The following is a 22,081-nucleotide window of genomic DNA, read 5'->3' as shown; positions in this document are numbered from 1 at the left end:
CCGACATGAAGAAGATGCGCCTGACACTGGCGAAGAGCGCCTTTGCCCTGTGCCTTGGAGCGACTTGGGGCGCGACCGTCTTGGTGGCTGAAGACGACCTTGTCTCGCCCGACTTTACCTCGCCAATGGTCGGCTTCTTTGAAGCTGGGGTGATTTGCGCGCAGCCGAGCGACGGGGCTCGTGATGCGCCCGACACCATCGCTGGCTCCACACATGTCATTGAAGACGCGCCGCCCTTTGTCAGTAAAGGCCGCGCTGTGCCCGCGGTGTTGGGAATCGGGTTCGGGGTTCGATCCGGCCTTGTGTCCGAATTTGGTCAAGACGGCGTTCTTATGACCATTACCCATCCACCGTTAGACGGCAGCGGTGTTACGGAACAAAGTTTTACAACCAACATCGGATCAAACGTCGACCCCAGTGTCACGTTTTATCAATTTGATTTTGGCTATGAATTGGCCTTGGGCGAATGGGTGATGACGGCAAGTCTGAATGGTTACCCTATTTATGAAACGACGTTCACCGTCGTGTCACCTAGCGCGCTACCCGAGCTTGCGGGTGTTTGCGGCTACCTTGACCTGCTCAGTTAGCCAAACGCCGCGCGCCGCAACAGGTTCAGCCCCGCAAATACAAGAACCACCAGCGTTACAGACCGAAATGCCACCTGTGGGATGCGGTCCTGTACTCGAAACCCCAACCAGACCCCCACCAGTGCGAACGGCAAAATCACGAGCGTCAGCGGCAACGACTCCACCCGAAAAACCCCGGTCTGAATGTGCGATCCCGCCAGCGCTACCGCGGCCAATCCATAGATCACGCCCTGTGCGCGCATCTGGTCTTGTTTGGGCGTGTCGATCGCCGTCAAGTATGCCACGGTCGGTGGACCCCAAATACCGGACATTCCACCGATGAAACCGGCGAAGCTACCGACTGCGGCCTCAATTCGGGCGGAACGCTGCGCCAATTTGGGGTGCCAGCCTGCAAGTTGAAGCGCTGCAAAAAGCGCGATTGGCGCGCCGATCAATCCGTAAAGAACGCGAGCGTCCAGAACGCGGACAAGTTGGGCGCTCATTACCAACATCACCAAACCACAGGCAAGAAACAGTCGGAATTGCACAACGGTTCCTATCGCACTGCCCATGCCTTGCCGCAGCGCCTGCCACCCATTTGTGACCAATGTGGGGATGATCAACGCGGCCAGCGCCTGTTCAGGGGCCAGCACCAGCGTCAGACCCGAAATAAGGATAGTCGGCATTGCAAAGCCCACGACGCCCTTCACGAGCCCCGCAAAAAGCGCAACGGCCAGAACGAACGCGACCGAATAAAAACTGTCTAATCCTAGAAAGTGATCCATATTGATTGAGATACACTGCGACTGCACACGCCGCACGGCAATTCCGTTCAGTCACTATCGTTCGCTGGATAAGTTTTCAGAGAATTATTATTGCGCCGCCACTGCGAAGGCGGTATTTCTGCACCTGCACAATCAAGGATTAACCCATGCCTCGTGACGGACAAGACCAGAACGCCGAAACCACGCCCGTCATACCTGACCTGCTCGCCACAACCCGCGCAACCATCGCGCCGCTGCGCGCCCTGCTGGAGACCGCCAAAGACTGCGTGCGCGACAAGGTAATGGTCGATGGCCGTGCGTCCGGCGCATTGGTTGAGGCCGAACAAACTGCTGCCCACGGACTGGCGTGGCTGGCGACCTACGTCGAAGCATTGGCGCAGATGCAGGTCTGGGCCGAAAAATTACTGACCGACAGCAAGTTTGGGGAGGTCGAACAGCTGATCCATCAGATCGCGTTCGGTGAATACCTCTGGCAGATTTATGGCGGGATCCCGATGAATCAGGGGGAGATCTTGCGCCTGCAAGATATCGGCCTGACCCAAGACCAGATGCGTATGATGATGGAGCCGAGCGTTCAAACGTTGACCCAGAACGGCAACACGCAAGCAGCTAGGATGCGTTTGGTTGACCTGATGCAAGAACGCAGCGCCGAAGTCACTGTTGGAGCCACTGGCCTCGACGCCGAACTTGACATGATTCGCGAACAATTCCGCCGCTACGCGGTCGAAAAGATCGAACCGTTTGCACATGAATGGCACCTCAAGGACGAATTGATCCCGATGTCAGTGATTGATGACCTTTCCGAAATGGGAGTGTTTGGTCTGACAATACCTGAAGAATACGGCGGGTTTGGCCTGTCCAAAGTATCAATGTGCGTGGTGTCCGAAGAATTGTCGCGCGGCTACATCGGTGTTGGGTCACTGGGCACGCGCTCCGAAATCGCAGCAGAGCTGATCCTCGCAGGCGGCACCGAAGAGCAGAAACAAAAATGGCTTCCAGCCTTGGCGAGCGCGCAAAAGCTGCCGACGGCGGTGTTCACCGAACCTAACACGGGGTCTGACCTCGGGTCGCTGCGCACGCGGGCTGTAAAAGACGGCGACGACTACCGCGTCACGGGCAACAAAACGTGGATCACCCACGCATCGCGCACCCATGTGATGACGCTGCTGGCGCGCACAAACCCCGATTCGTCGGACTACAAAGGTCTTTCGATGTTCCTCGCGGAAAAGACACCGGGCGATTGCGCGCACCCCTTCCCGACCGATGGCATGACTGGCGGCGAGATCGAAGTCCTCGGTTATCGGGGGATGAAAGAATACGAACTGGCGTTCGACAATTTCCATGTCAAAGGTGAAAACCTGCTTGGTGGGGAAGAAGGTAAGGGCTTCAAACAACTGATGGAAACGTTCGAAAGCGCACGTATTCAGACAGCGGCGCGTGCAATCGGCGTGGCCAGTTCCGCGCTTGATGTGGCGATGCAATACGCGCAAGATCGCAAACAGTTCGGTAAAAGTCTTATCGAATTCCCCCGCGTCGCCAACAAACTGGCAATGATGGCGGTTGAAATCATGATAGCACGCCAGCTGACTTACTTTTCAGCGTTCGAAAAGGACGAGGGCCGCCGCTGCGATGTCGAAGCTGGTATGGCAAAACTGCTAGGCGCACGAATCGCCTGGGCGGCTGCGGACAATGCGTTGCAAATTCACGGCGGCAACGGCTTTGCGCTGGAATATAAGGTCAGCCGCATCCTGTGTGACGCGCGAATCCTCAACATCTTTGAAGGTGCTGCTGAAATTCAGGCGCAGGTCATCGCGCGGCGTATATTGTGAATGAAAAGGGGCCGAGCATGCAATTCACTTGGCCCCACAACCCAATCTACCAGTTCGCCTATTTGAAAGGCACTAAGATGCAGGGCATTTCACGCAGGTTCGGCAAATGTGTAATGACGTATTCGGCGCAATTTAAAAGCGCAGCGTCTGATGCTTCGCGTGGGGATCCGTAGTTCGACACGACCGAATAGGCCCCGTCTTCGCTGATCGCCATGGCGCGGAAGTTGCCCCAGTTTGGGTCTGGATTATTAAAGTACTCCCCCGCTTCCGGAGCGAGGCTAACCTCCCCGGTTTCCAGCGGCGCGTACCCTTGTGGCAGATTTTCTGCATAGATCAAACAAATTGGCCCCTGTGTCAGGCACTCTTCAATGGCAATTTCGCGTGCGGCCTCAATAGAATTCGCGCCGGTGACATAGCCATAGCCGAAGTCTTTGGTGATCGCGAACGCCCCAAAAAAAACGTTCTCAGTCAGGAAGTCAGTCTCATACGCAGTGAGCGTTCCATCCGGCAATTGCAGCCCCGATAGCCGGTTCTCAACGCCCGCAGGCGGGTAGGTAACGACCTGCTTCACGGGTTCGACGAAATCGATCTGTGTCAGGTGCGGCCCAAAATTGGACCCCACATTCGGCAAGGTGAGTGAAAATAATATTACAAATTCTACGATCATGACGGCCTCCAATTACTTACCTAGAAAACCACGGGTTGAGGCATCCGTAAAGATTCCCTCTCTTTTTTGACCAAAACAGACGGATATGTTGCAGTCATACTAAAGTTTATGACCTGTCTGATGCGCCTCGCCTATCTCAACGCCTGTGCTGGCGATGAAAGCATCGCAGGGAACGTCGATCCGTCGGCGGAGTATCATTTGATTGAAATTGACGGCAGCTCCTTCGATGTGGCCACAACGATATGATTTCCTGCGGCGGAATAGGTCGTGGGCAAGCCCCGTACAACCGACACTTTGCAACCCAGACAACGCCCTACTTATGGTTCGACCTCGATGGAATCGCGTAGTCGTGCATGGCCTGCCCCGATTTGGCTTTAGAGGCTGCATTTTTCGCAGCCCTTGAAGACATGAAATTGTCCGAAGCGTCAGGCATCACGTTGATCCTGTCCAAGCCAGATAACCGCCAGATGGTGTTCGTGGCGCGCTAGGCCAGCCGTTTCATCGCATCGATAAGCCGCTGACGGGCTTCAGGAATTGGGCGATCACCAAGCGACTTTGCAAGGTGATTGTTAAGAAAATGCCCCGTGGTTCGCAGCGCCAGAACGATTTCGTTGAGATCCGCGTCGCCCTTACCTAACAAGACGTGCGGCAAAGGGAGCAATCGATCAGCCCATTCCCCCGCAGCCAATCGCGACACCGCGCGGCCCGTGCGCGGTGACACATAGAAAAGGTCATCGTTCAGGCCCGACACGGCGCAGGCCGACAGGTCCATCCCGAACCCCATTTCATCTAACAACGCGACCTCCCATTGCAGGTAGGCCAATGGCCAGACGTCGTTTTGCCCCAACAGGTCCAATAGTTGAATTGTGCGGGCATACAGCGGCGCGTGCGCTTCGCGATCTGGCAGCAGAAATGACAAAAGCCCCGTCACCGCGTTCAAGCCCGCCAGCGCCAAGCGATCCTGCATTACCTGTGCTGTGCGACTGCGGATGGGTTCGACGGTAAAGCTGCCAAGGTGATCTTCAAGCCGCGCTTTCCACGTCACGTCCAGTTGCGCACCAGGTTGAAGGGTTGGCGCGATCTTGCGGCTGGTACCACCACGCACGATGCCAGCGGTCAGGCCACGCGACGCGGTAAACACCTCAATAATAGCGGAGCTTTCACCGTGTTTGCGGACCCTTACCAGAGCACCTTCATCGCGCCATTCAATCATTCGTGCAGTCTAGGCAAGACCCGATTTTAGGCAAGCGAAGGATCGTCTAACAAATGACGACCATCGCGATCTTCGACCTCAAGCACCCAAATATCTGGATCAAATCCTGCTTGTTTGTTGAGTGATGCATCCACGTCTATCTCGTGCCCTTCAGCCAGAACGACCCATTCACGTTCCCCAGACATCAGGTCAAACTGGCGCTGAAACGCCTTTGCTTGCCCATCAAGCGTGTTGAGTTTAACCAGTACAGACCCCGCCGTTTTGTCGCCCTTGCGGGTCACAAACACGGGGATTTCGACCAGTCGCAACCGCGTCAGGTAGGCTGACACCCAGAAGTCGGATGTGAGGCGTGAGCTCACAGGTCACACCAAATTTTGCAAAGTTCGGTCGCCTGCGTCATTCGTTTCCATCTTTGAAATTTAGGCCCATTTCGGAATATCGGTCGGAATCTTCGAGCCAGTTCGGACGCACTTTTACCTGGATGAACAGATGTACTTTACGGCCCAGAAATTCGACCAATTCCTCGCGCGCCGCTTTACCAACGGATTTGATCGTCTCGCCACGATTGCCCAGAACGATACCCTTGTGGCCATCGCGCATAACGTAAACCAGCTGGTCAACCTTACAGGATCCGTCTTTGCGTTCTTCCCAATTTTCCGTCTCAACAGTCAGTTGATACGGCAATTCCTGATGCAAGCGTAGCGTCAGCTTTTCGCGGGTGATTTCAGCGGCGATTATGCGCAAAGGCAGATCGGCAATTTGATCTTCTGGGTACAACCACGGCTCGACGGGCATCCGCTCCGCCAGCCATGCGCGCAATGTTCCTGCACCATGGCCCTTTTCCGCCGAAATCAGGAACGTCTCGGAAAATGCGAAGCGTTCGTTCATTTCTTTTGTCAGGCCGAGTAAAACCGGCGCTTCGACACGGTCGATCTTGTTGATCGCCAACGCGATGGTGCGGCCTTTGCCGACGTCACCCAAGCGTTCCAAAATCGCCTCGACACCTTTGGTGATGCCGCGGTGCGCTTCGATCATCAGCACCACCACATCAGAATCCGAAACCCCGCTCCATGCGGCGGCGACCATCGCGCGATCAAGGCGGCGTTTGGGCTGAAACAGACCGGGCGTGTCGACGAACACAATCTGGCTGTCGCCCTCAATTGCAACGCCGCGGATACGGGCGCGGGTCGTCTGGACCTTATGGGTTACGATGGACACTTTCGCGCCAACCATGCGGTTCAGTAATGTCGATTTTCCTGCGTTGGGTTCACCAATCAGGGCGACAAATCCGGCACGTTGCACCGATTTTTCTGGGGTTTCTGGGGTGCCTTCAGTCACGTGCTCTCTCCTTGTACGCGCTCCAATAGGGACTTGGCGGCGGCTTGTTCGGCTTGGCGTTTGCTCGGCGCTTGCCCGATGTCGGTGGGCCCTGATTGCAAACGAACTTCTATCGTAAATATTGGCGCGTGGTCGGGACCAGATCGTGCCGTTTCAATATAGCTGGGCGGTGGTTCGCCTTGTCCTTGGGCCCATTCTTGCAGGGCAGTCTTGGGATCACGCGCGTCTTTTTCGACATTGGTAATCCGGTCCCCCCAAAGCGCGACAACCCGTTCGCGCGCGACGTCAAATCCGGCGTCAATGTAGACGGCGGCGATCACTGCTTCCATTGCGTCAGCCAACAGCGCCTCTTTGCGCCGCCCGCCTGTCAGCATCTCGGATCGACCAAGTTTAAGCACCGCGCCAAGGTCGATCTCACGGGCCACATCAGCACAGGTTTCTTTACGTACAAGTGCGTTAAAGCGTGGGGCTAACAGGCCTTCGGGGGCGTTCACATCAGCCTGCAAAAGGGCCTCAGACATAACCAACCCCAAGACGCGGTCGCCAAGAAATTCAAGCCGCTGATTGTCATCACGATTGGGCGACGACATGGATGAATGGGTCACGGCGCGGATCAGCTGATCAGGCTTGGCGAACGTGTGGCCTATCCGGTCTTGAAATTCGCGAAGTGCACCCGAAAGTTTCATGAAATTTTCACTCAACCGCCTTGAAATAACGATCCGACCGCCACGTCCAGAACGCCAAGAGCGAGCGACCGGAAGATGAGAACATGATGCGATCAGCGCGTCCAACAATGTCTTCCAATGGCACAAAACCAACACCGCGCGAAATCTGCGGCACACGGCTGTCAGATGAATTGTCGCGGTTGTCGCCCATGAAGAAATACTGGCCTTCGGGGACGGTAAAGATTCCCGTCGTATCAAGGTCGCGATTACCGATATTCAACACTGTATATTCCACACCATTGGGCAGTGTTTCTACGAAGCGTTGTTTGAGGCATTCAGCGCCAAGACCCACCGCACCATTTGCACACCGCGGCAGGTTTCCAGAGCTTCCCTGTTGTTCCATCGTTTCGCTGAACAGCCCTGCGTCGGTTTGTGCAACCTCAGTCCCGTTCAGCAGGATAATACCGTTCTGCATCTGCACCGTATCACCCGGCAAGCCGATCACACGTTTGATAAAATCGCGGCCCGTCACGGAGTGGCGGAAAACGACGACATCGCCGCGCTCTGGCTCAGCACCCCAAAAACGATCATTGCCACCCTTGAACACGCCGCAGAAGTCTTCCGCGTCCACGTTCATACCGAGACGCGGGATGACAATGGATGGGCAGGATGCATAGGAATAGCCGTAGGCCATTTTGTTCACAAACAGGAAATCACCGATCAGCAGCGTTTCTTTCATTGACCCCGACGGAATCCAGAACGGTTGGAACAGGAACGTCCGAAAGGCGCCCGCGATCAGCAGTGCGTAAACCACTGTTTTGACTGTCTCTTTAATGGATGCCCACACAGGTCGTCCCTCACGTCTTAAGGTCAATAAAAGTTGGGGTTATGTGCGCGTCAGGTTGCGTCAAGTCAACCCGCTGTCTCAGTGCTAATAGGTCGGGCTTCGATGACAACAAATGCCTGTGCCCACGGATGATCGTCAGTGAGGGTGACGTGGATGATTGCCGCGTGACCCGGTGGCGTCATGTCGGCCAGCCGCTGCGCCGCCCAGCCAGTGACCGCCATAATCGGCTGTCCTGTGCGCAGGTTGGTCACTGCCATGTCTTTCCACGAAATTCCCATCCGCAGACCAGTTCCCAGCGCCTTGGAACAGGCTTCTTTGGCGGCCCAGCGTTTGGCGTAGGTGCCTGCGATGTCCTTGCGATTTTCAGCCTTGCGCTGTTCGATATCCGTGAACACGCGGTTGCGAAAACGATCCCCGAACCGATCCAGAGTCCCTTGAATCCGGTCGATATTCGCGAGGTCTGTGCCAATACCAAGGATCATGGGCTAAGCCTTGTTGTTAACAGTTTAAGCGACGCCGCACCGAACAGCACACCGAAAGTGAAGTCAAAAATCCGCTTCAGGCGGACGTAGCCGCGTGCAATTGGCGTGGACGAAAACAAGAATGCGTAGCCCAAAAATACGACCGCTGAGGTGATGATCAGTGCGCAAAACAACAGCGCGACGGACTTTGGTTGGGCGTCTGGCGTCAAGGCAACAGCATAAATAGCACCCCAGCCAAGCACAGCTTTGGGGTTCGTCAGATGCAGCATAAGACCCTTTGCAAAGGCTCCACCACGGATGGCTTTTGGCGTTTTAAGGGCACGCCCCATCCATGCCGAGTACAAAGACTTCCCTGCAAGATAGAGGAGATAGGCGGCGCCGACATAGCGCACCAAGTTGAACAGCCAGACGTTCGACATCATAATTGCAGAAAAGCCGAGCGCGGCAGCGATGCCCCAGATCGCAGAGCCAAGCACGACGCCGCTGGCCATTTGCAGACCACGCGCGCGGCCGAGGGACATCGACGTTCCGCAGATCGTCAGCGTCGCGGGGCCAGGGCTGCCACCACCAATGGCCCAGCCGAGCAGGATAAGGGGCAGTGGGAAGAGAAGATCACTCATTTCCCAAGGCCTGCTTGACGGTGACGGCACCGGTGGATTGGTTCACCACGATCGACAGAAAGGTGGAGTTTTGAAAGCTTTGTTTCGGCAAAAATATGGTCGCGGGAACCTGAAATGTGAGGCCCCTTGCAGGGTCATAGCCTGCCTCTAAGCCATTGAAGTCTATGTTGGCATAACCGATCCCTATGTCGCGGCCTACAACCGTACAGACCCGCCCGCCAAGTTCATCGTAGGGGGGGTGCATGATCAGCAGATAGAATGCTGCGGCGGCGGGTTCTATTACATCCAAAAGGGCGACGCGGACAGCGCCGTTGGCGAAGGTCGCGGTATTGTCGTCCCACGGTTCAACAATGGCATCAGCCCGCGCCTGCCAGTCGCAGGGAAACGCAGTTTGGGCCACTGCGAGAGTAGCCCAAAAGACGAACATCATCAATGAAATAAAGCGCATGGGATTCAATCTTTTGTATCTATATCGTAGACCTTGATCGCTTCCGGCCCGCCGCACAAGCCAACAAGTCGGGCGCCTAAGGCTTGGTGGCGTAGATCACTGCCATAGCGAGCAAGGGCTGTACGGTCTGTGAAGGTGGCATGAAAACCATACTGAGACTCAGGTGATTTGCCTTCTAAATCAACATTAGGACCATGGTGAAAGGCCGTGAACCCTTCAATCTTATCGACCAGTTTCGCAAGGTCCTGCATGACCTCTGCGAGGGCAGTCAGATCGGCTTTTTCGGTCAGGGACAGATAGACAGCGTGGAGGAACATTTGGAGCCTTTCGAGGCTATATTGACGGTTTCTTGGTTGATTATCCGGGACGTGACCCCTGCCCTTTTGACCATAAATACACCCGCACCTTATTCATGAAACCTTTTTTATCGCGCCTCGTCCATGAGGCGACGCATCTCAGCGATGGCAGGTTGCAATCCACGGAAGATGGATTCACCAATCAGAAAGTGCCCGATATTGAGTTCCATGATTTCAGGAAAGGCCGCGACGGGTTTGACGGTGTCATAGGTCAGCCCGTGGCCCGCATGGACTTCGAGGCCGAGTGACAGGGCGAGTGCGGCCATGTCGCGCATTTTGCAGAGTTCAGCGTTGGAGGTGACGAAATCGCCTTCCGCATGCGCGTCGCAATAGGCACCAGTGTGCAGTTCGATAATTTGCGCACCAATACGATGGGCGGCTTCAATTTGGCGTTGATCAGCAGCGATAAAAATGGACACGCGGCAGCCGGCATCACGCAGGGGCGCAATGAAATGGGCGAGATGGTTTTCTTCGCGCGCGACCTCAAGCCCGCCTTCGGTCGTCCTCTCCTCGCGTTTTTCGGGAACGATGCAGACCGCGTGGGGTTTGTGGCGCAACGCGATCTTTTGCATTTCATCCGTGGCAGCCATTTCGAAATTCAGCGGGATTGTGAGCGCGTCCATTAAGGCGTCAATGTCGGCGTCGCCGATGTGACGGCGGTCTTCGCGCAGGTGCGCGGTGATACCATCTGCGCCAGCGTCCTGCGCCAATACGGCGGCCCGCGCTGGATCAGGGGTATCGCCGCCGCGCGCATTACGCACAGTTGCCACATGGTCGATGTTCACACCTAATCGTAATTTGGACATATCAGGACCCTCCTTCTGGCATCACTCTAGCAAGTGATTTATTCGCCGTCAGCCGGATTCTTCAACTGGCTGAGTTTCGCACGCAACGCCTTTCGGCGGCTGTTTTGATAGGCGCGGATTATCGGCACGCAAACAGAGTAGGCGATGGTCGCCGCAATGATCCCAGGAAGGATACCACCCACAAGATAGGGGTAGAAAACTTCGGCGTTGAAGTCCAACAGACCATGCCAGTCCGCCCGTTCATTCGTAAATATGGCATTGAAATTATGCAATAAATCGCCGCCAGCTTTGTTGAACTGGCACCCGATGTTGCAAAAATTGGGGTCGCGTGGCCCTTCCAGTAGAGAGCGGTCAAGCCGTGTGCCGAGCAGCCAGTGACCCGTTACCAGCGCGGAATAGGCAATGGGGATATAGGTCAGCGGGTTGCCAAAAAATGTCGCCATCAATGAGGCGAGGATATTGCCGCGCATGATCATCGCAATAAAGCCCGCAATAATGAAATGGAGGCCGTAGAACGGTGTGAAAGACGTGAAAACACCAGCCCATATGCCGCGTGAGATCTTTTCAGGGGTGTCGGGCAGACGGCGGACACGGTGTTTGACGTACTGCGCGGCACGACCCCAGCCACCGCGTGGCCAGATCAGTTCCAGCAGCACGCGCCACAGCGATCGTCTGTCTCTGCGTCTAAAGACCACCTATTGCCCCTAATTCCATTTCGGGTTTGCGCCCGTTAGCCTTGACGTTCGATCTGCCCCGCACGGCCAGGATCGCGATGCCGCGCAATGGCGTTGACATTACTGTCTGCTTCAAGCGCGGTCATGATGATGTGCATATGTTCTACATCGCGCAGGTCAACCTCGATCAACAACCGGAAGTAATCCGGTTTTCGGTCAATGAACACCAAATCAGAAATGTTGGCGCCCTTTTCCCCAATAAGCGTGCAAATCCTGCCCAAGACACCAGCGTCATTTGTGATCGTCATTTCTAACGTTATTGTGTTGGTCGCGGAATGTGTGCCTTCCTGCCAGTTCAGGTCGATCCAACGATCAGGCTGGTCTTCGTAATCCACCAAAACGCGGCAATCTATGGTGTGCACGACGACGCCTTGGCCGCGGTAGGTGATGCCGACAATGCGTTCGCCGGGGATCGGCTGACAGCACTGGGCGCGACGATGGGACTGATCAGCTTCGAGCCCGACGACCGCGCGGCGGGCCTCGATTTCATTCCCGACGGATTTGGCGAGTTCGGGGTGGATCGCTGACACGACTTCGCGCGATGTGATTTCCGCTGATCCTACCCGTTCAAGAAGGTCATCGAGATTGCCAAGGCCAAGCGATTTGGCGGCGGTTCTGACCGCTTTGTCGGTGGCTTTCTTATCAATGTTTTCAAACGCGACCCGGACAAGTTCGCGGCCCAGCCGGATAAAGCGTTCACGATCTTCTCCACGCAGCGCCTTGCGAATCGCAGTTTTGGCGCGGCCTGTGACGGCGATGTCGATCCATGTGGCTTGTGGGGTCTGGCCCTCGGCGGTGATGACGTCGACAGATTGGCCGTTTTTCACACGGGTCCAAAGCGGCACGCGCATGCCATCGATTTTTGCGCCAACGCAGGCGTGGCCGATGCGTGTGTGAATGGCATAGGCAAAATCAATGGGGGTGGCACCGCGGGGTAATTTTATGACGTCACCCTTAGGGGTAAAGCAGAACACCTGATCCTGATACATTTCCAATTTGACCATATCGAGGAATTCGTCGTGGTCATGATCATCGTCAAGACGTTCGGTCAGTTGCGCAATCCAGCGGGCGGGATCGACGGCAAAGCGGTTTTCAGTTCGGATACCATCGCGATATGACCAGTGCGCGGCGACGCCTGCTTCGGCGACTTCGTGCATTTCAACGGTGCGTATCTGGACTTCGACGCGTTTACCGTCGCGGCCCGACACAGTGGTGTGCAGGGACCGGTAGCCGTTGGTTTTCGCCTGACTGATGTAATCTTTGAACCGACCCGGCACAGCGGCCCAGCGTTGGTGGATTGCACCAAGGGCCGCGTAACAATCAGCTTCGGTTTGGGTGATGACCCGAAAACCGTAGATGTCGGACAGCCGCGAAAACCCCTGTTCTTTTTCCTGCATTTTGCGCCAGATCGAATAGGGTTTTTTCGCGCGGCCATAGATGTCGACGGCAAGGCCCGCCTTGTCCATCTCATGTTCCATATCCACTTGGATTTTTTCGATCACGTCGCCGGTTTCGCGTTGCAGCGTGATAAATCGGCGGATGATGGAATTGCGCCCTTCGGGGTTGAGCACGCGAAACGCAAGGTCTTCGAGTTCTTCGCGCATCCATTGCATACCCATACGGCCCGCAAGCGGGGCGTAGATGTCCATGGTTTCGCGGGCTTTCTGGGCTTGTTTATCATCGCGCATGGATTTGATCGTGCGCATGTTGTGTAGGCGGTCAGCCAGTTTCACCAGCGTCACACGCAGATCGCGCGACGTGGCCATGAATAATTTGCGGAAATTTTCGGCCTGCTTGGTTTCGTGGGAGCTGAGTTGCAGGTTCGTCAGCTTGGTGACGCCATCCACAAGTTCTGCAATTTCACGCCCAAAGCGTTTCTCAACCTCGCCGTAGGTGGCTTTGGTATCTTCGATTGTATCGTGCAGCAGGGCTGTGATGAGTGTCGCGTCATCCATCTGCTGTTCGGCCAAAATTCCGGCAACAGCAAACGGATGGGTGAAATAGGGTTCACCGGAATGGCGAAACTGGCCTTCGTGCATTTCAGCGCTGAAAACGAAAGCATCGGCGATCAATTTCGCGTTCGTCTTAGGGTTGTAAGTGCAGACCAGAGCGATCAAATCGTCGGATGTGATCATGCTGGTCATGCCGTTTGGGCTACCTACATTACGGCCTTATTTCTGACCTTGGGCTTCCATTAATGCGCGAAGCAATTTTTCTTCAGACAGATCGTCATCAGCAGGTTTGTCTGCTTCAGGAGAGCCGCCACCCATCAAAAGCGCCATGGAGTCTTCTTCGGGCTCGTCGACTTCGATTTGGGTCTGGTTGGCTTCGATCATGCGCTCGCGCAGATCGGCGGCTGTTTGGGTTTCTTCCGCGATTTCACGCAGGGACACTACAGGGTTTTTGTCGTTGTCGCGCGGAACTGTCAGCGCACCACCGGCAGAAATTTCACGTGCCCGATGTGCAGCGAGCATCACCAGTTCAAAACGGTTCGGAACCTTGTCAACGCAGTCTTCAACGGTCACGCGGGCCATGTGGTACTCCAATCAGTCAGTAATTAAGTATGTCAGAGCGCGATATCTAATCCCTTGACAGGTATAAGACAACCCGATTCGCACCTGTGATTAAAGGGGTTAAAGCAGCTTAATGTCTGCACGTTCAGATGCGGGCAAACGCGAGAGCATTTCAGTGACTTTTTGCCCAAGCAAAGGGTGCACCCAGTCGGCGGCGACATCTGCCAGTGGCACCAAGACAAAAGCGCGGTCTTGCACGCGAGGATGCGGCACAATGAGCGCGTCGGGCGTCTGGTTTTTTTGGCGCTCAGGCGGCAGTGTGCGCCAATAATTCTGGGTCGCCATATCGGGAAGAACTTTGTCACCGTGGGCGATGAGGTCAAGGTCAAGGGTGCGTTGCCCCCAACGTAAACGACGCTCTCTGCCAAAATCCGCCTCTATTTGGTGCAAAGCGGCCAGGGTGTCGGGCGCTGAAAGGGCGCTGTGAAATGCGCAGGCTGCGTTGATGAAATCAGGGTCGGAACCGGCTGGGAAGCTGGGTGTTTGATAAAAATTACTGATCGCTACGTCACCAAAGGTCATACGCATCGACGTTAGGGCAGACAGGATTGTCGCGTGTGGATCGCCGACATGCGACGGCGCATTTCCGCCCATCGCAACAAGCACCAAGACGCCGTTCTCGTTTAGTTCCCCTTGAGCCATAGCATAAACGCCCTACATAATCAAATTCATTATTGTAACAAACCACTCACTGCAACAGACCACTCACATATCTCTGCAACAGACTACTCACATAATTCCCACCGCCTAGATAAGTTAAAAGGACAAAATTGGATGTTTTACCGTGACGAAAAACTAGCGCTGTTTATCGACGGGTCGAATTTATATGCATCGGCAAAATCTTTGGGCTTCGATATCGACTACAAGTTGTTGCGTGCTGAGTTTATGCGGCGTGGTAAAATGCTGCGTGCCTACTATTATACGGCTCTGCTTGAAAATGATGAATATTCGCCGATCCGCCCGCTAGTTGACTGGCTGAACTACAATGGATTCACGATGGTCACAAAGCCCGCCAAGGAATTTACGGATTCCATGGGGCGACGCAAGATCAAGGGCAACATGGACATTGAATTGGCCGTGGACGCGTTGGAATTGGCGCCGCACGTGGATCACATCGTGATTTTTTCGGGCGATGGTGATTTCCGCCCGTTAGTTGAATCATTGCAGCGCAAAGGCGTTCGGGTGTCTGTTGTATCGACCATCCGCAGCCAGCCGCCGATGATCGCCGACGAACTGCGCCGCCAATGCGACAATTTCATTGAACTTGATGAATTGCGCGACGTTATTGGCCGCCCGGTCCGTGAAGCGCCACGCGACGACGCAAACGAGACAGTCTTAGATCACGAAATGGTCGACGAGTAGTAATGTTGTAACGGGCGTCCTGATCGGGCGCCCGTTTCGAGTTGCCGGCACTGGACCATAGCGGCGGCGGTGCATAAGTTGCAGGTGCAACGGAGATTTGCCCCATGTCCAAACAATCCCTCACCCTCTATCTGGCAGCCCCGCGAGGGTTTTGCGCCGGCGTCGATCGCGCCATCAAGATCGTTGAACTGGCGTTAGAAAAGTGGGGCGCGCCCGTCTATGTGCGCCACGAAATCGTACATAACAAATTCGTCGTCGATGACTTGCGCGGAAAGGGCGCCGTGTTTGTCGAGGAACTGAAAGACTGCCCCGATGACCGCCCCGTGATCTTTTCTGCCCACGGCGTGCCTAAATCAGTGCCAGCGGCGGCGGCCGCGCGTGAAATGATCTTTGTCGATGCCACCTGCCCGCTGGTGTCCAAAGTCCACATCGAGGCCCAGCGCCACAGCGATAACGGGTTACAGATGATCATGATCGGACATGCAGGCCACCCCGAAACAGTTGGCACGATGGGGCAATTACCGTTCGGCGAAGTGTTGTTGGTGGAAACGGTTGCGGACGTGGCCGACGTTGTCGTACGCGACGCAGCACAGCTGGCATTTGTGACGCAGACGACCCTGTCAGTCGATGATACGGCGGACATCGTCGCGGCGCTGAACGCACGGTTCCCGATGATTGTCGGCCCACATAAAGAAGACATTTGCTATGCCACCACCAACCGCCAAGAAGCGGTAAAAGTGATGGCTCCATTGGTGGATGCGATGCTGGTTGTCGGCGCGCCAAATTCATCCAATTCGCAACGGCTGGTCGAGGTTGGTCGCAAAGCGGGCTGCGCCTACAGCCAATTGGTGAGGCGCGGCGCGGACATTGATTGGCGCAGTTTGCACGGCATCAAAAGCATCGGGATCACAGCGGGCGCGTCAGCCCCCGAGGTTTTGATAAACGAGGTGATTGACGCGTTTAAGGGCCGTTATGACGTGACTGTTGAACTGGTCGAGACAGCTGTCGAGAACGTCGAATTCAAAGTGCCGCGCGTGCTGCGGGAAACGGCGTGACGCTCAGAAACATCCCCAAATCCGCACTGATCTTAAGCATCGCCGGACTTCTGCCGTTCATCTGGGGTGTTTTGACGATTTACAGTCCTGTCGCGGCAGAAATGACTATCGACTGGATCGGACCGCGGTTTATCGGGCCGTTTGTCGGGCTGGCCTACGGGACGGTGATCTTGTCGTTCATGTCGGGCGTGTTGTGGGGCTTTGCAACCAAAGCGACGGGCAGTCAGGCTGCAACCGGATATGTTTTGTCGGTGCTACCCGCGCTTTGGGCGTTTGCAATGATTGGGGGTGGGCCTGTGTCGGCGGGCATGAACCTGATCGCGGGTTTTGTCGCTGTATTGGTTCTGGATTTCGCATTCTGGCGCTGGGGCCTCGCGCCGCGCTGGTGGATGGCGCTAAGGATGCCAATAACAGGAGTCGTGCTGATGTGTTTGCTACCGGTGGTAATATGAGCGTCGATCCTAAAACGCTGGCCGTTTACAACGAAAAGGCCGCCGATTATGCCGCAACGCTTGATCATGGCGGCAAAGCGGGGGCGCATTTGGTGCGCTTTATTGCAGCGATACCTGCGGGTGGGCGCGTACTGGATTTGGGTTGCGGACCGGGTGGGTCAGCCCATTTAATGATGCAGGCGGGGCTGGATGTTAACGCCGTGGATGCGTCACCAGAAATGGTGCGGTTTGCGCAAAGTAAGGGCGTCGCGGCACGCATCGCGACGTTTGATGATCTGGACGCAGCCGGCGTTTATGACGGCGTATGGGCGAATTTTTCGCTGCTACACGCACCGCGTGAAAAACTGTCTATGCATTTTGGGGCCATTGCGCAGGCGTTGCGGGTTGGCGGGCATTTACATGTGGGGATGAAGACTGGAAAAGGTAATCGACGCGACAGGTTGGAGCGGCTTTATACCTTTGTCGAGGAGGTCGAGTTGACCAATCTTTTGCGGGATGCAGGTTTTGATGTTGTAACCACCAGAACCGGCAGCGACATCGGGTTGGCGGGCACAAATGACCCATGGGTCATCATGCTGGCTCGTAAGAACTGATGGCCGATTTATATGCCTACACGGACGGGGCCTGTAGCGGCAACCCCGGCCCCGGTGGTTGGGGTGCGGTGTTGATCGCACGCGACGGCGATTCGGTTGTGAAAGAACGCGACCTTAAAGGTGGCGAGGCGCATACCACCAACAATCGTATGGAGCTTTTGGCCGCGATCAATGCGCTGGAAACGTTGTCTGGACCATCGACCTTGACTGTTGTGACCGACAGTTCCTACGTCAAAGACGGGATAACCAAGTGGATTTATGGCTGGAAGGCCAAGGGCTGGAAAAAGAAGGGTGGCGAGATCAAGAATATTGATCTTTGGCAACGGCTTGACGCTGCGCGGGACCGCCATGATGTGACATGGGAATGGGTCAAGGGGCACGCGGGGCACCCCGAAAACGAACGCGCCGATGAATTGGCGCGGGCGGGAATGGCACCGTTTAAGAGGTGAGTTTTGCGCCTGCGGCGGGCAGTTGCGCAAAAGTTAGGTATTTAGGAACCAAAGAAAATCAGATGGGCTGCGTTGGCGGTGTCCAGCCTTGCAAGACATCACGCGCGGAGGCGGTTTTTTTGCCCGCGCGTTGCAGGGTGTGGATGCGAACCGCACCGTTGCCTGTGCCGATAAAGAGATCCCCATCCGTTGATTTGATCTGACCAGCAGGCAGGTTTGTGTCTGCGGCGCCGGCTTTGAGAAACTTGATCCGCTCGGGCCCAACTTGCGACCAAGCCCCTGGAAAGGGCGAAAGGGCGTTAATTTGGTTGACGATATCGGCTGTGGCTTTGGACCAATCGACGCGCGATTCAGATTTGTCGATCTTGGCGGCGTAGGTAACGCCGGTATCCGGTTGCGGGGTTGGTAATAGGAACGGCAGCGCGCCCAGCGCATCAGTGATTGCGTCTGCGCCAAGTGCAGACAGTCTGTCGTGGAGTTCGCCCGTCGTTTCCCCAATTTCGATCGCAACCTCACGGCGCAACAAAACCACGCCCGTATCGAGGCCAGCATCCATCTGCATGATGCACACACCTGTTTGCGTATCCCCCGACATGATCGCGCGGTGGATTGGCGCGGCGCCGCGCCAACGTGGAAGCAGCGACGCATGGATATTAAGGCACCCCATCGCGGGTGCGTCCAACACGGCCTGCGGTAGGATTAGACCATAGGCAACGACAACAGCGATATCGGCATTCAGCGCAGCAAAACTCGCCTGTGTGTCGCAGTCTTTCAGCGATACCGGGGTGCGCACATTCAGCCCAAGGGTTTCGGCGCGCGCTTGTACTGGGCTGAGGCGATCTTTTTTGCCGCGTCCGGCGGGTCTGGGGGGTTGGGAATAGACAGCGCATATATCGTGCCCTGCTTCCAAGAGCGCGTTCAAAATAGGCACCGAAAAATCGGGGGTCCCCATAAAAATAATACGCATCTCTTACCCCTTCATTACAGGTGGAAAACCTGTTTTCATCACTTTGGCCAGAAAACTCTCCCCGAAGGGCTGCTTGGCAACAGATTCACCCGTTCAATTTGCGGGCCTTTTTCAGCAGCATATCGCGTTTGGTGCGGCTCAGGCGGTCGAAATACATCTTCCCATCCAAATGATCGATCTGGTGCTGCACACTGGTCGCCCAGAGGCCGACAAAATCTTGGCGGTCATACATGCCTGCTTCATTCATGAACCGGACCGTCACGGCACGGGGCCGTTCGAGCGATGCGGACATGCCAACTAGATTGGGTGAGGCTTCTTCGTGCAAGCGCAGTTCGTGTGACGCGTGCAGAATGATCGGGTTGGCCATACGGATCGCCTGACCGCGTTTGTCAGACGCATCTACCACGGCCAATCGCAGGGACACGCCCAATTGCGGTGCCGCAAGGCCGACGCCGGGCATGGCGTCCATCGCGTCGATCATTTCATCCCACAGGGCGCAGATGTCGTCCGTGATCTCAGGTACCTCGGCGGCGGGTGTTCGCAGAATTTTTGCGGGCCACGGGATGAACTGTCTACGGGGCATAGGCGACTTCCAATTCAGCGCGGACCTCGGGGGATTGATGGTCGAAAATCACGGTGCCATTTAAATGGTCAAGTTCATGCTGGATACAACGGGCGAGGATGCCGTCAAAGGGTGCGGTCTCAAGCCCACCGTCGCGGTTGGCCCAACGCAGTTGGACGGCTTCGGGACGGGCGACAGGCATCGGTGTGTCGGGGATGGAAAGGCATTGCTCGTCCATAAACACTGTGTCGCCAGCGGTTTCGGTGATCTGCGGGTTAATGAACGCACGCGGATCGCGGATACCGTCTTTCCACGTCACGTCAACGACGAAGACCCGTTTCGTGACACCAATCTGCGGGGCAGCAAGAACGCGACCTTTGGCGTGATACATGGTGTCAAATAAGTCTTCGATCAGTCCGTCGAGGTCAGGATCGTTTAGGGACGCAGGCGCGCAGGTTTGTGTCAGGACTGCGTGCGGCCACAGGCGGATATCACGCGTTACCACGGGCGATCTCACGTTTCAGTTTTTGCATTTTGCGGGTAATCATCTGACGTCTAAGCGGCTTGAGATAGTCGATGAACAGCTTGCCGTTCAAATGGTCAATTTCATGCTGCACGCAGGTCGCCCAGAGGTCGGAAAATTCTTCCTGTTGCGTCTTACCATCCAAATTCATCCATTCGACTTTGACCACTGCGGGGCGTTCCACCTCTGCGTATTGATCGGGGATGGACAGGCAGCCTTCGTCGTAGATGTTTGTGTCGCTCGACGCGAAAATGACGCGCGGATTGATCAACACCATTGGCTGCGGCGTTTCCATGTCGTCCTTGATGCAATCCATCACCAGCATCCGCTGCATGATGCCAAGCTGCGGCGCGGCAAGACCTATGCCCGGCGCATTGTACATGGTTTCGAGCATGTCGTCAGCCAAAGCGTGCAAGGTCTTATCGACCGTTGCCACGGGGTCAGCCACGGATTTAAGCCGCGGGTCGGGGTGGAGCAGGATTGAGCGTAAAGTCATGCGGTTCATTTAGTCGCGAAGCCCACAAAGCGCAACGGGGTGGACTTTGATCTTGCGCTTGGATTGGCGTCCATTAGTTTTCGTCAAAATCAAAAGGATCTAGCCTGATGCAATTCGACTTTGAGACCCCAAAAAACATCACCACCGGACGCAGCACAAAATGGGAAAATATGGGCGCGCTGTTGGGGCGGCCCGCAGATGGCGACATGATTCCCATGTGGATTGCGCAAATGGATTTCCAGCCTGCGCCATTTTTGCAGACGGCCACCCAGTCTTTGATGGATTGTGGCGAGTATGGATATTTCGACTATGACGAGTTCGCTGAACGAGTTGCATGGTGGTATCAGAACCGACACGGCTGGCGGCCCGATCCTGCCCATGTTTTTGCCACCCATGGAATCGGCAACGCAGTTGGCCTGACGTTGCAGTCGCTGACCGAACCGGGTGACGGGATCATCATTTTCAGCCCTGTCTACCATGAATTCGCCAATAAGATTCGCCGCAATGGTCGCGTCATGGTCGAATCTGCACTGGTGATTGATGACGGCGGACTGTTCCGCATGGACCTTGCGACACTTGAGGCGCAGCTGACGGGTACTGAAAAGGCGGTGTTGTTTTGCAGCCCGCATAACCCCGCTGGCCGCGTTTGGGAACCGGCCGAGATACAGGCCCTGTCAGCCTTCTGCACCCGCAACGATCTGCTGCTGCTGTCAGACGAAATCCACATGGATCTGACGTTTGCCGGTCATAAACACACGCCGACTGCGCTGAACGCACCGGATGCGCTGCAACACCTTGTGGTGATGTCGGCGGCGTCCAAAACCTTTGATATTGCAGGACTGCGGACCGGTTATGTTATCATCCCCGACGCGACTTTGCGCGACCGTTTTGCGGCGTTGTATGCGGCGATGGATATTCAGCCGAACCGCTTGGGCGCAGATTTGACCTGTGCAGCCTATACACCCGAAGGTGCGGCATGGGTTGATGCTTTGATGCAGGTGCTGGACGGCAACAGGCAGGCGTTGTGCGACGGGATGAACGCGATCCCTGGCGTTACGGCGATGCCGATGCAATCCACGTTTCTGGCTTGGGTCGATTTTAGTGACACCGGAATGTCGGACGCCGAAATTCGCAAACGTCTCCACAACACAGCCCACGTTTTGCCCACACCGGGCGGCGGTCTTGGTCTTGGGGGTGCCTTGCACCACCGCTTCAATATTGGCGCACCACGCGCCATGATCGACGACGCTGTCGCACGGATGCGCTATGCCTTTAGCGATTTGCAGTAACTAGCGGCCCAGTAAGGCGATCGGCGCATTTTCCAACCGTTCAAAGTCGAGCGGTGCACCGTCGCCTGCTGCAGTGTTGCGTTTGAATTCGTAGACCATCTGTTCGCCGTTCTGCGCGGCAGCTACAATCAGACACTGGCTGACGTGGCGACCGCCGTCGTAGATATCGACAAGGCCGCGCAGCTTTGGCGCGTCTTCAATATCAAGCGCGAAGCCCGTGCCCGTCATGCGGTCAATCCGGTAGCTTTCGCCATTCGCCTCAACCCGCAGTCGGGCCTTCTTTGCAGCGGCTTTCGATTGCGCTGCGTGCAGTTCGTCGCGGATCGATTGCGGCAGTGATTCAAGCATTGGTAACTCCATTCCCAAAGCCACAGGATGGCCGATAATATGTTTCGGTCAAGTTA

At 55.8% G+C, this 22,081-nt stretch carries 31 protein-coding genes; 10 read left to right on the top strand and 21 right to left on the bottom strand.

What is annotated here, in order from left to right; translation table 11 throughout:
* The first annotated feature begins 5 nt into the window (after positions 1-5).
* Positions 6-587, top strand: coding sequence for a DUF3859 domain-containing protein (locus OAN307_RS01590; protein ID WP_015498127.1), 582 nt, complete (start codon positions 6-8; stop codon positions 585-587).
* On the opposite strand, the gene OAN307_RS01585 is transcribed toward OAN307_RS01590, so the two are convergent.
* Positions 584-1,351: a sulfite exporter TauE/SafE family protein gene (locus OAN307_RS01585; RefSeq protein ID WP_015498126.1), complete on the bottom strand. Its 768-nt coding sequence runs from the start codon at positions 1,349-1,351 to the stop codon at positions 584-586. The genes OAN307_RS01590 and OAN307_RS01585 overlap by 4 nt on opposite strands.
* A gap of 146 nt (positions 1,352-1,497) precedes the next feature.
* Here OAN307_RS01585 and OAN307_RS01580 point away from each other — a divergent pair, with 146 nt between their 5' ends.
* A complete protein-coding gene (locus tag OAN307_RS01580) occupies positions 1,498-3,180 on the top strand; it encodes an acyl-CoA dehydrogenase family protein (protein WP_015498125.1) in 1,683 nt (560 codons plus the stop codon).
* Between the two features lie 58 nt (positions 3,181-3,238).
* On the opposite strand, the gene OAN307_RS01575 is transcribed toward OAN307_RS01580, so the two are convergent.
* A complete protein-coding gene (locus tag OAN307_RS01575) occupies positions 3,239-3,847 on the bottom strand; it encodes a hypothetical protein (RefSeq protein ID WP_015498124.1) in 609 nt (202 codons plus the stop codon).
* Between the two features lie 66 nt (positions 3,848-3,913).
* Here OAN307_RS01575 and OAN307_RS27605 point away from each other — a divergent pair, with 66 nt between their 5' ends.
* Both OAN307_RS27605 and OAN307_RS30620 read left to right on the top strand, forming a co-directional pair.
* The gene (locus OAN307_RS27605) at positions 3,914-4,093 is read left to right on the top strand and encodes a hypothetical protein (protein ID WP_144055478.1); all 180 of its coding nucleotides are present in this window, start codon (positions 3,914-3,916) and stop codon (positions 4,091-4,093) included.
* Positions 4,094-4,200: 107 nt separating this feature from the next.
* Positions 4,201-4,335, top strand: a complete 135-nt coding sequence (locus OAN307_RS30620) for a hypothetical protein (protein ID WP_275450631.1) — start codon at positions 4,201-4,203, stop codon at positions 4,333-4,335.
* Here OAN307_RS30620 and recO read toward each other — a convergent pair.
* The 14 genes from recO to folK form a co-directional block, all read right to left on the bottom strand.
* On the bottom strand, positions 4,332-5,060 hold the full coding sequence (gene recO, locus OAN307_RS01565) for a DNA repair protein RecO (protein WP_015498122.1): 729 nt from the start codon (positions 5,058-5,060) through the stop codon (positions 4,332-4,334). The genes OAN307_RS30620 and recO overlap by 4 nt on opposite strands.
* A gap of 26 nt (positions 5,061-5,086) precedes the next feature.
* Entirely contained in the window at positions 5,087-5,419 is a 333-nt protein-coding gene (locus OAN307_RS01560; protein WP_015498121.1) for a DUF1491 family protein, read from the bottom strand.
* A 37-nt stretch (positions 5,420-5,456) separates the two neighbouring features.
* Positions 5,457-6,398 carry a GTPase Era gene (era, locus tag OAN307_RS01555; RefSeq protein ID WP_015498120.1) on the bottom strand — a complete coding sequence of 314 codons (942 nt, stop codon included), beginning with the start codon at positions 6,396-6,398 and terminating at the stop codon, positions 5,457-5,459.
* Positions 6,395-7,084 carry a ribonuclease III gene (gene rnc / locus OAN307_RS01550; protein ID WP_015498119.1) on the bottom strand — a complete coding sequence of 230 codons (690 nt, stop codon included), beginning with the start codon at positions 7,082-7,084 and terminating at the stop codon, positions 6,395-6,397. The genes era and rnc overlap by 4 nt, the downstream gene beginning before the upstream one ends.
* Positions 7,085-7,091: 7 nt before the next feature.
* The gene (gene lepB / locus OAN307_RS01545; protein WP_015498118.1) at positions 7,092-7,910 is read right to left on the bottom strand and encodes a signal peptidase I; all 819 of its coding nucleotides are present in this window, start codon (positions 7,908-7,910) and stop codon (positions 7,092-7,094) included.
* Between the two features lie 65 nt (positions 7,911-7,975).
* On the bottom strand, positions 7,976-8,392 hold the full coding sequence (acpS, locus tag OAN307_RS01540) for a holo-ACP synthase (RefSeq protein ID WP_015498117.1): 417 nt from the start codon (positions 8,390-8,392) through the stop codon (positions 7,976-7,978).
* Positions 8,389-9,012, bottom strand: a complete 624-nt coding sequence (locus OAN307_RS01535) for a LysE family translocator (RefSeq protein ID WP_015498116.1) — start codon at positions 9,010-9,012, stop codon at positions 8,389-8,391. The genes acpS and OAN307_RS01535 overlap by 4 nt, the downstream gene beginning before the upstream one ends.
* On the bottom strand, positions 9,005-9,460 hold the full coding sequence (locus tag OAN307_RS01530) for a hypothetical protein (protein ID WP_015498115.1): 456 nt from the start codon (positions 9,458-9,460) through the stop codon (positions 9,005-9,007). The genes OAN307_RS01535 and OAN307_RS01530 overlap by 8 nt, the downstream gene beginning before the upstream one ends.
* 5 nt (positions 9,461-9,465) lie before the next feature.
* On the bottom strand, positions 9,466-9,777 hold the full coding sequence (locus OAN307_RS01525; protein WP_015498114.1) for a Dabb family protein: 312 nt from the start codon (positions 9,775-9,777) through the stop codon (positions 9,466-9,468).
* Between the two features lie 107 nt (positions 9,778-9,884).
* Entirely contained in the window at positions 9,885-10,622 is a 738-nt protein-coding gene (locus OAN307_RS01520) for a pyridoxine 5'-phosphate synthase (protein WP_015498113.1), read from the bottom strand.
* A gap of 38 nt (positions 10,623-10,660) precedes the next feature.
* Positions 10,661-11,317 carry a DUF2062 domain-containing protein gene (locus tag OAN307_RS01515; protein WP_015498112.1) on the bottom strand — a complete coding sequence of 219 codons (657 nt, stop codon included), beginning with the start codon at positions 11,315-11,317 and terminating at the stop codon, positions 10,661-10,663.
* Between the two features lie 35 nt (positions 11,318-11,352).
* Positions 11,353-13,491, bottom strand: coding sequence for a RelA/SpoT family protein (locus OAN307_RS01510; RefSeq protein ID WP_015498111.1), 2,139 nt, complete (start codon positions 13,489-13,491; stop codon positions 11,353-11,355).
* Between the two features lie 36 nt (positions 13,492-13,527).
* Entirely contained in the window at positions 13,528-13,890 is a 363-nt protein-coding gene (gene rpoZ, locus OAN307_RS01505) for a DNA-directed RNA polymerase subunit omega (protein WP_015498110.1), read from the bottom strand.
* 99 nt (positions 13,891-13,989) lie between these two features.
* On the bottom strand, positions 13,990-14,571 hold the full coding sequence (gene folK / locus OAN307_RS01500) for a 2-amino-4-hydroxy-6-hydroxymethyldihydropteridine diphosphokinase (RefSeq protein WP_015498109.1): 582 nt from the start codon (positions 14,569-14,571) through the stop codon (positions 13,990-13,992).
* A gap of 132 nt (positions 14,572-14,703) precedes the next feature.
* On the opposite strand from folK, the gene OAN307_RS01495 reads away from it, so the two are divergent.
* The 5 genes from OAN307_RS01495 (at position 14,704) to rnhA (ending at position 17,840) form a co-directional block, all read left to right on the top strand.
* The gene (locus OAN307_RS01495; RefSeq protein WP_015498108.1) at positions 14,704-15,291 is read left to right on the top strand and encodes a LabA-like NYN domain-containing protein; all 588 of its coding nucleotides are present in this window, start codon (positions 14,704-14,706) and stop codon (positions 15,289-15,291) included.
* 104 nt (positions 15,292-15,395) lie between these two features.
* Entirely contained in the window at positions 15,396-16,346 is a 951-nt protein-coding gene (gene ispH / locus OAN307_RS01490; RefSeq protein WP_015498107.1) for a 4-hydroxy-3-methylbut-2-enyl diphosphate reductase, read from the top strand.
* On the top strand, positions 16,343-16,798 hold the full coding sequence (locus OAN307_RS01485; RefSeq protein WP_083902896.1) for a DUF3429 domain-containing protein: 456 nt from the start codon (positions 16,343-16,345) through the stop codon (positions 16,796-16,798). Before ispH ends, OAN307_RS01485 begins: the two co-directional genes overlap by 4 nt.
* A complete protein-coding gene (locus tag OAN307_RS01480) occupies positions 16,732-17,391 on the top strand; it encodes a methyltransferase domain-containing protein (protein ID WP_333783189.1) in 660 nt (219 codons plus the stop codon). The genes OAN307_RS01485 and OAN307_RS01480 overlap by 67 nt, the downstream gene beginning before the upstream one ends.
* Positions 17,391-17,840, top strand: coding sequence for a ribonuclease HI (gene rnhA, locus OAN307_RS01475; RefSeq protein ID WP_015498105.1), 450 nt, complete (start codon positions 17,391-17,393; stop codon positions 17,838-17,840). The genes OAN307_RS01480 and rnhA overlap by 1 nt, the downstream gene beginning before the upstream one ends.
* 58 nt (positions 17,841-17,898) lie before the next feature.
* On the opposite strand, the gene fmt is transcribed toward rnhA, so the two are convergent.
* From fmt to def (OAN307_RS01455), 4 genes are all read right to left on the bottom strand, one after another.
* On the bottom strand, positions 17,899-18,807 hold the full coding sequence (gene fmt, locus OAN307_RS01470; protein ID WP_015498104.1) for a methionyl-tRNA formyltransferase: 909 nt from the start codon (positions 18,805-18,807) through the stop codon (positions 17,899-17,901).
* Positions 18,808-18,892: 85 nt separating this feature from the next.
* Entirely contained in the window at positions 18,893-19,390 is a 498-nt protein-coding gene (gene def, locus OAN307_RS01465; RefSeq protein ID WP_015498103.1) for a peptide deformylase, read from the bottom strand.
* Complete coding sequence (def, locus tag OAN307_RS01460; protein WP_015498102.1) at positions 19,380-19,874, bottom strand: peptide deformylase; 495 nt, start codon at positions 19,872-19,874, stop codon at positions 19,380-19,382. Before def (OAN307_RS01460) ends, def (OAN307_RS01465) begins: the two co-directional genes overlap by 11 nt.
* Positions 19,861-20,388, bottom strand: a complete 528-nt coding sequence (gene def / locus OAN307_RS01455) for a peptide deformylase (RefSeq protein WP_015498101.1) — start codon at positions 20,386-20,388, stop codon at positions 19,861-19,863. The genes def (OAN307_RS01460) and def (OAN307_RS01455) overlap by 14 nt, the downstream gene beginning before the upstream one ends.
* Before the next feature lie 107 nt (positions 20,389-20,495).
* Here def (OAN307_RS01455) and OAN307_RS01450 point away from each other — a divergent pair, with 107 nt between their 5' ends.
* Positions 20,496-21,677 carry a MalY/PatB family protein gene (locus tag OAN307_RS01450; RefSeq protein ID WP_015498100.1) on the top strand — a complete coding sequence of 394 codons (1,182 nt, stop codon included), beginning with the start codon at positions 20,496-20,498 and terminating at the stop codon, positions 21,675-21,677.
* On the opposite strand, the gene OAN307_RS01445 is transcribed toward OAN307_RS01450, so the two are convergent.
* Complete coding sequence (locus OAN307_RS01445; protein WP_015498099.1) at positions 21,678-22,025, bottom strand: hypothetical protein; 348 nt, start codon at positions 22,023-22,025, stop codon at positions 21,678-21,680.
* Between the last annotated feature and the right edge of the window lie 56 nt (positions 22,026-22,081).

Origin of the sequence: Octadecabacter antarcticus 307, from assembly GCF_000155675.2 — a bacterium.
In the GTDB taxonomy this organism is placed as follows: Bacteria; Pseudomonadota; Alphaproteobacteria; order Rhodobacterales; family Rhodobacteraceae; genus Octadecabacter; species Octadecabacter antarcticus.
This window is presented reverse-complemented; position numbering and strand designations above follow the sequence as displayed.

Excerpts from the sequence above, each read along its gene's own strand:
- OAN307_RS01580 (WP_015498125.1), top strand. The coding sequence starts at position 1,498 with ATGCCTCGTGACGGACAAGACCAGAACGCCGAAACCACGCCCGTCATA.
- recO (WP_015498122.1), bottom strand. The coding sequence starts at position 5,060 with ATGATTGAATGGCGCGATGAAGGTGCTCTGGTAAGGGTCCGCAAACAC.
- OAN307_RS01450 (WP_015498100.1), top strand. The coding sequence starts at position 20,496 with ATGCAATTCGACTTTGAGACCCCAAAAAACATCACCACCGGACGCAGC.
- OAN307_RS01510 (WP_015498111.1), bottom strand. The coding sequence starts at position 13,491 with ATGATCACATCCGACGATTTGATCGCTCTGGTCTGCACTTACAACCCT.
- fmt (WP_015498104.1), bottom strand. The coding sequence starts at position 18,807 with ATGCGTATTATTTTTATGGGGACCCCCGATTTTTCGGTGCCTATTTTG.
- ispH (WP_015498107.1), top strand. The coding sequence starts at position 15,396 with ATGTCCAAACAATCCCTCACCCTCTATCTGGCAGCCCCGCGAGGGTTT.
- rnhA (WP_015498105.1), top strand. The coding sequence starts at position 17,391 with ATGGCCGATTTATATGCCTACACGGACGGGGCCTGTAGCGGCAACCCC.
- OAN307_RS01590 (WP_015498127.1), top strand. The coding sequence starts at position 6 with ATGAAGAAGATGCGCCTGACACTGGCGAAGAGCGCCTTTGCCCTGTGC.
- OAN307_RS01575 (WP_015498124.1), bottom strand. The coding sequence starts at position 3,847 with ATGATCGTAGAATTTGTAATATTATTTTCACTCACCTTGCCGAATGTG.
- OAN307_RS01535 (WP_015498116.1), bottom strand. The coding sequence starts at position 9,012 with ATGAGTGATCTTCTCTTCCCACTGCCCCTTATCCTGCTCGGCTGGGCC.
- OAN307_RS01445 (WP_015498099.1), bottom strand. The coding sequence starts at position 22,025 with ATGCTTGAATCACTGCCGCAATCGATCCGCGACGAACTGCACGCAGCG.
- OAN307_RS01585 (WP_015498126.1), bottom strand. The coding sequence starts at position 1,351 with ATGGATCACTTTCTAGGATTAGACAGTTTTTATTCGGTCGCGTTCGTT.
- OAN307_RS30620 (WP_275450631.1), top strand. The coding sequence starts at position 4,201 with ATGGCCTGCCCCGATTTGGCTTTAGAGGCTGCATTTTTCGCAGCCCTT.
- OAN307_RS01525 (WP_015498114.1), bottom strand. The coding sequence starts at position 9,777 with ATGTTCCTCCACGCTGTCTATCTGTCCCTGACCGAAAAAGCCGATCTG.
- OAN307_RS01530 (WP_015498115.1), bottom strand. The coding sequence starts at position 9,460 with ATGCGCTTTATTTCATTGATGATGTTCGTCTTTTGGGCTACTCTCGCA.
- folK (WP_015498109.1), bottom strand. The coding sequence starts at position 14,571 with ATGGCTCAAGGGGAACTAAACGAGAACGGCGTCTTGGTGCTTGTTGCG.
- def (WP_015498103.1), bottom strand. The coding sequence starts at position 19,390 with ATGCCCCGTAGACAGTTCATCCCGTGGCCCGCAAAAATTCTGCGAACA.
- rpoZ (WP_015498110.1), bottom strand. The coding sequence starts at position 13,890 with ATGGCCCGCGTGACCGTTGAAGACTGCGTTGACAAGGTTCCGAACCGT.
- acpS (WP_015498117.1), bottom strand. The coding sequence starts at position 8,392 with ATGATCCTTGGTATTGGCACAGACCTCGCGAATATCGACCGGATTCAA.
- OAN307_RS01495 (WP_015498108.1), top strand. The coding sequence starts at position 14,704 with ATGTTTTACCGTGACGAAAAACTAGCGCTGTTTATCGACGGGTCGAAT.
- OAN307_RS01520 (WP_015498113.1), bottom strand. The coding sequence starts at position 10,622 with ATGTCCAAATTACGATTAGGTGTGAACATCGACCATGTGGCAACTGTG.
- rnc (WP_015498119.1), bottom strand. The coding sequence starts at position 7,084 with ATGAAACTTTCGGGTGCACTTCGCGAATTTCAAGACCGGATAGGCCAC.
- def (WP_015498101.1), bottom strand. The coding sequence starts at position 20,388 with ATGACTTTACGCTCAATCCTGCTCCACCCCGACCCGCGGCTTAAATCC.